Below are 11,771 nucleotides of genomic sequence, written 5' to 3' on the forward strand. Positions count from 1 at the left end.
TCAGGCTCTCCCGGCGCTGCCAAATACCCGCATCTGCTGAGACACCACGTTGGCGATATCACGTTCCACTGCCATCAGCAGTTCGGCAAAGGCATCGTAGCGCGCTTCACGCTGGGCAATCTGGCTCTCAATCGCCCCCAGCGCCGCCTGCGACATGCCGGTGTAGAAATTGATTTTATGAATACCGAGGCTGATAGCGTGGCGGAAATCCGCATCGCTGATGCCAGAACCGCCGTGTAACACCAGCGGCACGCGCGCCGCATCGCGGATCGCCGCCAGCCGGTCAAAATCGAGTTTCGGTTCACCTTTGTATTTGCCATGCGCATTGCCAATCGCCACCGCCAGACAATCAATGCCGGTGCTGCGCACAAACTCCGCCGCCAGTCTGGGATCGGTAAATTTGTCGCTGTCGGCTTCACCGAACAACGCGCCACCTTCATCCCCGCCAACCGCACCGAGTTCCGCTTCCACCGACACCCCCAGCGCGTGGCAGATTTTCACTACTTCCTGGGTCTGGCGCACGTTCTCGTCATAGCTGAGGGTAGAACCATCAAACATCACCGAGGTAAAACCGAGACGAATCGCCTGCATCACCGCCTCGAAATGCAGGCCGTGATCGAGGTTGAGTACCACCGGAATATCGTGTAGCGCCGCTTCGGTGCGAATCGCCGCAATCAGATGATCGAGGCTGACATACTTAAAATGCACTTCCGCGATGTTGATGATAAACGGGGAACGCTGTTGTTCTGCCGCATGGAACAGGGCGCGCAGAAAGTGGGTGTCGAGCACATTAAACGCGCCCAGGGCATAACCGTTTTGTTGCGCATGGGCCAGACCCTGCGCCAGTGAGATCAGTGCCATATCGTTGCTCCTTCAGTCCAGCCAGCGGGCATATTCGTTACACAACAGCCAGCGCGGGTCTTCATCCTCATCAATCGGGTTGAAGCGCGCCAGCGGGGTGAGGAAGACGTTGTCGTGCTCGTCATCGTTTGGCATGGAAACTTCCCCCACCAGCACGTCGCCGTAACCCTCCTCGCCCCAGAAGCTGTGCCAGATACCCGGCACCAGGGTGACACTCTCCCCCGGCGACAGGCGCAGCTGTGATCCGGCGGCATGGGTTTGACGGATGCCATCAAGGGTGACGTTAACAGCCGTGTTGGCCAGCTGCTCGCCGTCGCGATTGTGCAGCGTGACAATCAGGTTGCCGCCGCCGCGATTGATAATGTCTTCCATCTTTTGCGGGTGGTAGTGCATCGGTGTCACCTGCCCTTCGCGCACATGCATGATCTTTTCCGCGTAGGGTTTCGCCCACGGCTTGCCGCCGCGCGAACCGTTACGCAGGGTGAACAGGGTCAGGCCGGTCTGAAAGAAATCCTGTGCGCCGAAGCTGGTGACATCCCAGCCGAGATGCAGCGCCAGCAGCTCGTCAGCCGCCTGCTTATCCAGCGCACGCCACTGACTCAGGCCATAATCGGCCCAGGTGGGCAGATGGACATCCTGGCGCATAAAGAATTCACGGGTCAGTTGCAGAATGGCATTCACTTCCGAACGTTGCATTGCTGCGTCTCCGCTCTGGGGGGAAAGTGGGGGCGGCCCGCATGCGCACCGCCCGCGTCGGTTATTTCACCGTCCAGCCTTTGTAGCTGCTCACGTTGTTGCGGTCGATCATCGACACCGGGATCAGCACCGGCTTATCCGGCGCAGGTTTGCCTTGCAGGATGTCATAACCGATCTCCACCGCTTTCGCCGCCATCACCTGCGGGTCCTGTGCTGGCGTGGCGACAAACAGCGAACCCTGGCGTTTCAGCGCCTCTTCACCGTCCGGGCTGCCATCGACGCCAACAATAAAGAATTCGCTGCGCTGCGCCTGTTTGGCGGCTAAATCCGCGCCGATGGCGGTAGGATCGTTAATGGCAAACACCGCATCAATTTTCGGGTTAGCCGACAGCAGTCCAGTCATCACCTCCAGCCCCCCTTCACGGCTGCCTTTGGCGTTCTGGTTGGAGGACAGGATCTTGATATCCGGGTGGGTTTTGAATTCGTTCTCGCAACCTTCGACGCGGTTCTGCACCGCTGAAACCGGCGGTCCGTTAATGATCACCACGTTGCCTTTGTTTTTCAGGCGGTCAGAGATGTATTTACAGGCCATCGCCCCGGCTGCGGTGTTATCGGAGGTGATGGTGGCATCGGCACCTTCGGCTGCCACATCCACCGCCACCACCACAATCCCGGCGTCACGGGCGCGTTTCACCGCAGGCGCGATCCCTTTAGAATCGGCCGCGTTGAGGATAATCATGTCCACTTTGGCGGCGATAAAGTTGTCGATTTGCGCCACCTGCTGGCCGAGATCGTAGCCGCTGGACACCAGCGTCACTTTCACATCATCCCCCGCCAGCTTACGTGCTTCGAGTGCCGCCCCTTTGGTGATCTGCACGAAGAACGGGTTGGCGAGATCGCCGACGGTGACACCAATGGCTTTTAACTCTTTGGCCTGGACCAGCGGTGCGCTGAGAAGCGTGGCCGCCAGCAGTCCGGTGATAATCGGATTAAAACGCATAGTCGATGTTCTCCTGCTTTTTTTGTTGGTATTGCATTGCGCGATAAATCGCGCCGCTACAAAATCGTGCGCCATCCCGTAGCGGCGCGATTTATCGCGCGTTTTTTTCTTTCAACTCACGTGATGTCGGGTTCGGTACTTATCGATCAACACGGCGATAATGATCACCCCACCCTTGATCACCAACTGCCAGAAGTACGACACCCCCATCAGCGTCATACCGTTGTTCAGCGTGGCGATAATCAGTGCACCAATCAGCGTGCCGGTGATGGTGCCGATACCGCCGACAAAGCTGGTGCCGCCGAGGATCACCGCAGCAATCGCGTCCAGCTCGTAGCCCACCCCAAGGTTGCCGTTAGCGCTGTATAGCCGCGAGGCGCTCATCAACCCGCCCAGCCCGGACAGCAGGCCACTGACGGCATAAACGAACGCCAGCACCGCCCCGACTTTGATGCCGGTGAGACGTGCCGCCTGCATATTGCCGCCCACCGCATAGATATGAACCCCGAGCGTGGTGCGGCGCAGAATGAACCAGCACAAGGCAATCACCGCAAAGGCAATGACAATCAGCCACGGGATCGGCCCGATATAGCCGTTGCCTATCCACTCAAAGTTGATGTCGGAGTTAATCACCGTGGTGCCGTCCGCCAGCAGGTAGGCAGCACCACGCAGGGCGGTGTAGGTACCCAGGGTGACGATAAACGGCGGCAGTCCGGCCCAGGCCACCAGCAGGCCGTTGAACAGCCCCATGATCAGCCCTGCTCCCAGCGCCGCCGGGATGGTCAGGCTGGCAAAAGCCGGGTCGAGCGAGACCACCATCGCCACCACCGCCGTGGTGCCGAGCATCGAACCGACTGACAAATCAATGCCGCCGGTCAGGATGACAAAGGTCATACCCGCCGCCAGCACGATGTTGATTGATGCCTGACGGGTGATGTTCAGCAGGTTGGCTTCGGTAAAAAAGTTAGGTGCGACAAAGCCAAATACCGCGACGATCAGAATCAAAATCGGCAGGATACCGACGGTCTGCAACAGATCCGCCATCAGCGCGCGCTTCAGCGTCGGGTTTTTCATACGGGTGGTTTCACTGGTCATCCGCGTCTCCTCAAGGCTCGACCGGCTGTGCGCCGGTGGCCAGTGTCATAATGTGTTCCTGGCTGATCTCTTCACCGCTCAGTTCACCGGCAATGGTGCCTTCGCGCATCACGTATACCCGGTCACTCATCCCCACCACCTCCGGCAATTCACTGGAGATCATCAGAATCGCCACGCCCTGCTGCGCCAGCTGGCTCATCATGCGGTAGATTTCACTTTTGGCACCGACGTCCACGCCGCGCGTGGGTTCATCAAGGATCAGGATGCGCGGAGCAATCGCCACCCAGCGCGACACCAGCAACTTCTGTTGATTGCCGCCGGACAGGCCACCGGCGCGCACCTGAGCATGGGGAACACGAATATTGAGGGTCTGGATCGCCTCGCTGGCGATCTTCTGGCCTTTGCGGCGATTGAGCAGGCCATAGCTGGCGTCACGTTCGAGCGTCGCCATCACAATGTTTTCCTGGGCGGCCAGTTCGAGAAACAACCCCTGCTCTTTGCGGTTCTCGGTGAGAAAGCCGATACCGTGGGCGATCGCCTCGCGCGGGGAGTGAATTTTCACTTTCTCACCATCAATCCAGACATCGCCGCCAGTCGGCTTGTGCACACCAAAAATCAGCTGCGCCAGTTCGCTGCGTCCGGCGCCCACCAGGCCTGCCAGCCCGACAATCTCTCCGGCGCGCACCGCCAGGCTGCTGGGATGAACCTTTTTACCGTCTGTCAGGTGGTTAACCGCCAGGCGAATCTCACCGAAAGGAATGGTGCGATCTTTATTAAACAGATCGCTGAGCGGACGCCCGACCATCATGCGCACCAGCTCGCTGGCGTTAAGTTGATCACGCGTCAGACTGCCGACGTACTGACCATCACGCAGCACGCTGACGCGGTCAGAGAGTTCATACACCTCCGCCATGCGGTGGCTGATATAGATAATCGCCATCCCCGCGCTGCGCAGACGCTTGATCAAGGCAAACAGCTGCTCGGTTTCGCGGTTGGAGAGCGCGGCGGTCGGCTCATCCATCACCAGAATGCGGCTGTTACGATGCAGCGCGCGGGCGATTTCCACCTGCTGCTGCTCGGCAATGCTGAGACGGCTGACCAGATCGGTAGCGCTGAACTGCGCGCCGAGGCGGTCGATCACCTGCTGCGCCTCTTCCGCCATCTGGCGACGTTTGACCAGGCCCGCGCGGGTGATTTCGCTACCGAGAAAGATGTTTTCGGCCACCGTCAGATTGGGGGCCAGATTGATCTCCTGATAAATCAGGGTAATGCCTGCCGCCAGCGCTTCTTTGGGGCCTTTGATGGCATAGGGTTGACCATCAATCAGGATTTCCCCACTGCTGGCGGTATATGCCCCGGCCAGAATCTTCATCAGCGTGCTTTTGCCCGCGCCGTTTTCCCCCATCAGCGCGTGCACCTCGCCGGGCCAGACGGTTAAATCCACCCCTTTCAGCGCGTAGAAACTGCCAAAGCGTCGGGTAATTGCGCGCATTTCCAGAATCGGTGTGGCCGCCATCGGTTCGCTCCTGCTGGCAAATCGTGCAGCGAGTTAAGCAATGACAGATAAATGGAAAATGTCAGCCGCCATTCATATTTGTCATAAAGCTCCGCAGGCAGACTTCTATACTCGCGCAGATAAGGGCCGGTTGGAGGACGCAGCATGAGTCGAAGTCTGCACTGGCAGGTGGGCGCGCGTGGTCGCCTGCTGCTGTTTAATCTGCTGGTGGTGTGCGTCACCCTGGCGGTGGGTCTGGTGGCGATTAGTGGATTTCGCCACGCCGGTCACATTCAGGAACAGGCGCAGGCGCAAACCCTCGCCGATATGAGCGGCAGCCTGGCACTGGCACGCGATACCGCCAACGTGGCAACGGCCGCAGTACGGCTTTCGCAGGTGGTGGGCGCGCTGGAGTACCAAAGCGAATCGGCGCGCCTGCAACAAACCCAGCAGGCGTTGCAGCAATCGCTGAATCAACTGGCGCATGCACCGCTGGCGTTGCTGCAACCGGCCTTGCTGCAACGCATCCGCGAACGCAGCCAGATGCTGGAACAAAGCATCAATCAGCTGCTGCTGAAGGGGCATGAGCGCCATCTGCAACGTAACCTGATGCTGAGCGGCCTGTGGCAGGCCCAGCTGCTGCTCAGCCATATCGATAGCCTGGCGCTACAGCAGCCCTTTTCCCCCGATTTGCGCCAGCAAAGCAGCCGCCTGCTCACCGTCGCCATTCAGTCCACCACCACACAGGCGGCGGTGCGCCAGCTTAATGCGTTACTTGATGCCGGGTCCGTCATTCCTTTGCAGGGCGTACTGGCGGATAAGGTGCAGCAACTGGTGAGTACCGAACGTTCGCTGCTGCCGGTTGCCACCCAGCTGGATCAGAGTGATATCGCCATTGCCTACGCCACCTATCGCATCAAAGCGCTGGTGGCGATGCTTAACGATGACATCACCCATTATGTGCAGCTGGTGGCGCAGCAAACTGACACCCGCAGCCAGGCGACGCATCAGGAACTGGACTCCATCATTGGCTTTATCGGGCTGTTTATGCTGCTGGCGCTGCTGATCACCGGGTATGCCGGTTACTACATTTATCGCAACCTGGGTTCCAGCCTGACGGCCATCGCCCACGCCATGACGTTGCTGGCGCAGGGGGAGAAAAGCGTTAACGTGCCCGGACTGGCGCGGCGCGATGAACTGGGGGATCTGGCACGCGCCTTTAACGTGTTCGCCCGCAATACCGCCTCCCTGGCACACACCTCGCGGCTGCTGAAAGAGAAAAGTAACCAGCTGGAATCCACCTTTCTGGCGATGCGTGATGGCTTTGCCCTGTTCGATAACAGCGGCGGGCTGGTGGTGTGGAATGCGCAGTACGCACAGTTGCTGGGTATCGCACCGCGCGAACTGCATCGCGGCCTGCATTATCAGCAACTGCTGAAGCGGCTGGAGATTGAGCTGAATGGGCTGGGCGAGGCACAGGAGGTGCGGCTGGCGGATGGCCGCACGCTGGAGCTGCGCTTCAGCCCGGTGCCACGGCGTGGCATGGTCAACACCGTGCTGGAACGCACCACGCGCAAAGCGCTGGAGGAAGCACTGCTGCACAGCCAGAAGATGAAAGCGGTTGGGCAACTCACCGGCGGGCTGGCCCACGATTTCAACAATCTGCTGGCGGTGATTATTGGCAGCCTGGCCCTCACCGTGGATCAACTGCCGCCCGGCACCCTCGCCAGCCGTATCGAACGCGCACGCCAGGCGGCGGATCGTGCCGCCCAGCTCACCCAGCGTCTGCTGGCTTTTTCGCGCAAACAGGCGCTGTATCCACGCGCCGTGTCGGTAGTCGATTTGGTGGATAATTTGCAGGGTCTGTTGCAGCACTCGCTGCTGCCCGGTCAGCAACTGGTGATTGAAGCCGAGCGCCCCGGCTGGCCCGCCTGGATCGACGCCGGACAACTGGAAAATGCGCTGATGAATCTGGTGGTCAATGCGCGCGATGCCATGGAAAAGCAAAGCGGCGAAATCCGCCTGCGTATCTGGCATCAGCGGCGCGACGAAGGCGACCGCGTCACCATTGAAGTGATCGACCACGGCTGCGGCATGTCCGCCGAGGTGCAGGCGCAGGTGTTCGAACCCTTTTTCACCACCAAAGCGATTGGCAGCGGCAGCGGGCTGGGATTGTCGATGGTGTATGGATTTGTGCGTCAGTCCGGCGGACAAATCGAACTGGAAACCGCCCCCGGCCAGGGCACCACGGTGCGCCTGCTCCTGCCGCGCGCACCGGAGGTGGCACAGCCCGCGTCTGCCGCGCTACCCCGTTGGCTTAGCGCCAGCGCCGACCGGCTGGTGTTGGTACTGGATGATGAACCGGCAGTGCGCCAGACGTTGTGCGAACATTTACATCAACTGGGCTACCTGACACTGGAATGTGGCGATGGCGAAAGCGCGCTGACGCTGCTGCGTCAGACGCCAGATATCGAACTGCTGATCAGTGACCTGATGCTGCCCGGCCACCTCAACGGTGCCGATGTGATCCGCCAGGCGCAGCAGCAGTGGCCACAACTGGCGACGCTGCTGATCAGTGGGCAGGATTTGCGCCAGACGCCGGTGATGCTGCCGCTGTGTGAGCGGCTGGCAAAACCCTGGCATCAGGCGCAACTGGTGCAGGCGCTGGAACGCGCCTGGCAGCGCAGTGAACGGCTTAGTCGCGCGCGGCGGGCTGCCACAGCGGCACCGGCTTCCCGGTGATATAACGTTTCCGCAGACGGCTGGAGATGACATCCATAATCATCACGATTGCCGCGAGGATCACGGTGATAAACATCACCACGTCCCAGTTCCACAGACGCATGTTCTCGGCATACACCAGGCCGACACCGCCTGCGCCAACAAAGCCCAGCACCGCCGCCGAGCGGGTGTTGGATTCAATCTGGTACAGGCTGAGGGCGAGGAAAGTCGGGAACGACTGGGTGAAAATACCGAAACGGTGCTTTTGCAGGCTGTTGGCGCCGACGGCCCCCAGGCCACGGCTCGGCGAACGTTCCACCGCTTCGTGTCCTTCGGCATACAGTTTGCCAAGCAGACCAATATCCTGCATCACGATCGCCAGCACCCCGGCCAGCGGCCCCATGCCGACAGCGCGCACGAAGATCAGACCCCAGATTGCCATATCGATACCGCGCAGCACATCCAGCACACGGCGCATCAGTAGCGAAATCGGGCGGGCAATCGGGTCGTGCATCACGTTACGCGCCGCCAGGAAGGAGATCGGCAGCGCCAGCAGCGTCGCGGTAAAAGTACCGGCAAACACAATCGCCAGCGTGATACCAATCTGCGACAGGTAATAACCGAATGGCCAGTTGGCGAAATCCTGCCAGACAAACATGCGCAGGAAATAACGTCCCAGCTGCTGGCAACCAATCAGCAAGCGACTCCATTCAATACCGAAAACTTCAAAGAAAAAGACGTAGTAAAGAATCACCGCCAGTGCGATCAGCGCAATGCGGCGCAGATAACGCTTTTGCGCCGCGAACAGCGCCGGGTGTTCCTGCTTCAGTTTGCCGATATCCGGGGCGAGAGCAATCATGCGCCTTCTCCTTCCACCACGCGACGGCGCAACCAGCCAGAAAGCGTATCCAGCAGCGACACCACCACGATAATCAGCAGCAACGTAATGCTGACCTGATCGTAACGGTCGAGTTTGATATTGGTCATCAGCTCCTGGCCAATGCCCCCTGCCCCTACCAGACCCAGAATGGTGGAGGAGCGGAAATTAATCTCCAGTCGCATAAAGCTGTAGGAGAGGAAGGTTGGTTTGACCTGCGGCCAGAAGGCAAAACGCATGCGCTGCAACTTGCTGGCACCGCAGGCGGCCAGGCCGCGTACCGGCTTGTCCGAGGCACTTTCAATCGATTCATAAAACAGCTTGGTCAGGCTGCCTACGGTATGTAATGCCAGCGCAAGAAAGCCGGGAATGGCACCAATGCCAAAGGCCATCACGAACATCACCGCCCACGCCAGTTCCGGCATGGTGCGCAAAAAGGCGACAAACGCGCGAATGGCGATACGCACGCTGGAGGGAGATTGCGTATTGTCGGCAGCGAAAAAGGCCAGCCCGGCGGCGATAGCCACGCCAATCACCGTTGACGAGATCGCCAGCTGTAAGGTTTCCCAGATCAGCGGCAACTGAATATTCAGGCGATAGCCCCAATACGCGAAGGAGCCTTCGGTTTTGACATCGGCAAACAGCACCGGTAAATGCAACACTGGCATGGTTTCGCCAATGTAATCAAAGAAATGTGGCAATGATTGCCAGACAGTGACCAGGTTGAATTCCGCGATTTTGCCCGCAGCTAGATACAGCGCCACCAGCAACAGCGACCACAGCAACGTGTCACGCTTCTGCTGACGACGGATGCGTTGATAGTAGTGTTCGAAATCGGTCAAGGGGGGAATCCTGTAATTTTCGCGCAATAAATTGCGCCGCTACAAACGTGTGCCGAACCGTAGCGGCGCGATTTATCGCGCGGGTTTTGAAATCGCGCAACAGGAGGGCGATGATTCGCCCCCTCTGTTTACCCGCGGCTGCCCTTCATCAGGTCACGCTTCATATCAATGATGTTCTGATAGTCAGCGACAGTCGCCGGGCCGATATGCTGCTCACCGCCCACCGCTTTAACAAAGCAGCTGTGATCTTCTTTATCCAGTTTCTTGATGGTCGCCACCACTTTTTCTTTAAAGTCGGCTGGCAGATTGTTGCTCACCAGGATTGGACCGTTCGGGATCAACGGCGATTTCCAGATGATACGAATCTGTTTCATCAGGTCCGGGTGGTCCATACGAATCAGACGACCAAACGCACCCGAGGTGTAACCGGTGTTGTAATCACCGACCAGTGAAGTCCAGGTTACCGCACCGTCAAACTGACCATTCAGCACACCGAGGATGTCCTGCTCGTGGCCGCCAGAGAAGGTGACGTTAGAGAAAGTGCCGTTGTACTTATCATCCACCGTGCCGCCAAACTCTTTCTTGAATGCCTGGTTCGGCATCAGGAAGCCAGAGGTCGAATCCGGATCGGCCATGCCGAATGATTTTCCTTTCAGGTCTTCCAGCTTTTTGTACGGGCTGTCTGCTTTGACGATCACCACCGAGTGGTAACCTTGTGAACCGTCTTTGTCATCCACCACGATACCAACGATATCGACCGCTTTCGGGTTCTGCAGGTAGACCGAGGCATACGATGCCGGTGACATGCTCAGTACCAGGTCAATTTTGTTGCCCAGCAGGCCCTGAATCACGCCTGAGTAGTCAGAAGAGTTGCGCAGTTGGGTGTCAACATTCAGCTCTTTGTCGAAGAAGGTTTTCACACACTGGTTGTCGCCAATCTGCTGCGTGGCGTTCTGGCCACCCAGAATCCCGAGGTTAAGTTGCTTAGGGGCATCCGCTGCGTTAACGCCAAAAGCCATCAAAGCGCCAGTCAGTAAAGCTAAAGAGGTCAGTTTCATTGGTGGTTATTCTCTTGCCGTGGGAGTTAGTGGAGCTGGTTAATTTCGTCGCCGTACAGCTCATGCAGCAGGCCGTCGGTCAACTCAGAAGGATGTCCGTCAAACAACACTTTGCCGCGCTGAATACCGATGACGCGGGTGCAGTAGTTTTTCACCAGTTCAATCGAATGCAGGTTGACCATCACACTGATGCCCTGCTCGCTGACCTGGCGCAGCACGTCCATGATGCGTTTAGTGTTTTTCGGGTCGAGAGAGGCTACCGGCTCATCCGCCAGCAGGATCTTCGGGTTCTGCATCAGCGCGCGACAAATCGCCACACGCTGCATCTGCCCCCCGGACAGGTTCTCGGCACGTTGCAGCGCCTGCGGCAGCATGTTCATCCACTGCAGCAGCTCAATCGCCTGGGCGCGGTCAGCTTCGGAAAAGACTTTGAAGAAGGATTTCAGTGTCGAGGTCTGGCTGAGACGCCCCAGCAGCACGTTGGTCAGCACATCGAGACGTGGCACCAGGCAAAAGTCCTGAAAAATCATGCCGCATTCGCTGCGCCACTCGCGCATCTGGCGACTGTTCAGCGTCGCCACGTTGCGTTCCGCTGCACCGGTACGCTGGGTGAGGATGGCACCCTCGCTGGCTGAAATGGTGCCATTCAGCATATGTAACAATGTCGATTTGCCTGCGCCAGAGCGGCCAATCACCGCCACCAGTTCCCCCGCATGCAGATCGAAACTGACATTATCCAGTACACGGTTTTCGCCGTAGGCTTTGCACAGTCCCTGCACCGAAAGCACCTTGTTGCCCTGCTGGAGGTGCGGAACATAGGGATTGTCGACGACGGTTTTCAGTAATGCCTGTGCCATATTCCGCTCCGTTTCATCTGAGGTGTGAATTGCCCGCTTATTACGGCCAAAGGGGATGAAGACTTGATGACAGCGAAATGATCAAACGGTGACAGCGGGTTGTGCCTTGCAGGGGGGCCGTGTGCCAGGCAGCAGCGGTCTGGCTATGAGAAGGTTCCGCCCGCCAGGCTTTAGGGAGTTTCAGCACCACCGTGCAGGCGGACGGGCAAAGGTGCGATGGCGCGCACCTTTGCAATCCGCGCCCTGCGGCGTCCTCGCGCAGCGCTTCG

10 protein-coding genes are annotated in these 11,771 nt (G+C 58.7%); 1 reads left to right on the top strand and 9 read right to left on the bottom strand.

The features are described from left to right. From CUN67_RS12055 to CUN67_RS12075, 5 genes are all read right to left on the bottom strand, one after another. Nucleotides 1-861: a ketose 1,6-bisphosphate aldolase gene (locus CUN67_RS12055; protein ID WP_208715534.1), complete on the bottom strand. Its 861-nt coding sequence runs from the start codon at nucleotides 859-861 to the stop codon at nucleotides 1-3. Between the two features lie 12 nt (nucleotides 862-873). After that, nucleotides 874-1,557 (bottom strand): D-lyxose/D-mannose isomerase, encoded by a 684-nt coding sequence (locus CUN67_RS12060; protein ID WP_208715536.1) that lies wholly within the window; start codon nucleotides 1,555-1,557, stop codon nucleotides 874-876. A gap of 61 nt (nucleotides 1,558-1,618) precedes the next feature. Further along, nucleotides 1,619-2,557 (bottom strand): ABC transporter substrate-binding protein, encoded by a 939-nt coding sequence (locus CUN67_RS12065; protein WP_208715538.1) that lies wholly within the window; start codon nucleotides 2,555-2,557, stop codon nucleotides 1,619-1,621. A 111-nt stretch (nucleotides 2,558-2,668) separates the two neighbouring features. Then, complete coding sequence (locus tag CUN67_RS12070) at nucleotides 2,669-3,652, bottom strand: ABC transporter permease subunit (RefSeq protein WP_208715540.1); 984 nt, start codon at nucleotides 3,650-3,652, stop codon at nucleotides 2,669-2,671. Between the two features lie 10 nt (nucleotides 3,653-3,662). Further along, on the bottom strand, nucleotides 3,663-5,168 hold the full coding sequence (locus CUN67_RS12075; RefSeq protein WP_208715542.1) for a sugar ABC transporter ATP-binding protein: 1,506 nt from the start codon (nucleotides 5,166-5,168) through the stop codon (nucleotides 3,663-3,665). A gap of 144 nt (nucleotides 5,169-5,312) precedes the next feature. Between CUN67_RS12075 and CUN67_RS12080 the strand changes: the two genes are divergently transcribed. Then, a complete protein-coding gene (locus CUN67_RS12080) occupies nucleotides 5,313-7,889 on the top strand; it encodes an ATP-binding protein (protein WP_208715544.1) in 2,577 nt (858 codons plus the stop codon). On the opposite strand, the gene phnE (CUN67_RS12085) is transcribed toward CUN67_RS12080, so the two are convergent. The 4 genes from phnE (CUN67_RS12085) to phnC form a co-directional block, all read right to left on the bottom strand. Beyond that, entirely contained in the window at nucleotides 7,843-8,727 is an 885-nt protein-coding gene (gene phnE, locus CUN67_RS12085; RefSeq protein WP_208715546.1) for a phosphonate ABC transporter, permease protein PhnE, read from the bottom strand. The two genes, CUN67_RS12080 and phnE (CUN67_RS12085), sit on opposite strands and share 47 nt — an antisense overlap. Continuing rightward, nucleotides 8,724-9,587, bottom strand: coding sequence for a phosphonate ABC transporter, permease protein PhnE (gene phnE, locus CUN67_RS12090; protein ID WP_208715547.1), 864 nt, complete (start codon nucleotides 9,585-9,587; stop codon nucleotides 8,724-8,726). The genes phnE (CUN67_RS12085) and phnE (CUN67_RS12090) overlap by 4 nt, the downstream gene beginning before the upstream one ends. Nucleotides 9,588-9,715: 128 nt before the next feature. Then, on the bottom strand, nucleotides 9,716-10,645 hold the full coding sequence (phnD, locus tag CUN67_RS12095) for a phosphonate ABC transporter substrate-binding protein (RefSeq protein WP_208715549.1): 930 nt from the start codon (nucleotides 10,643-10,645) through the stop codon (nucleotides 9,716-9,718). A 26-nt stretch (nucleotides 10,646-10,671) separates the two neighbouring features. Beyond that, on the bottom strand, nucleotides 10,672-11,502 hold the full coding sequence (phnC, locus tag CUN67_RS12100) for a phosphonate ABC transporter ATP-binding protein (RefSeq protein WP_208715552.1): 831 nt from the start codon (nucleotides 11,500-11,502) through the stop codon (nucleotides 10,672-10,674). Nucleotides 11,503-11,771 lie beyond the last annotated feature (269 nt).

The organism is Pantoea cypripedii (assembly GCF_011395035.1).
Lineage (GTDB): Bacteria > Pseudomonadota > Gammaproteobacteria > Enterobacterales > Enterobacteriaceae > Pantoea > Pantoea cypripedii_A.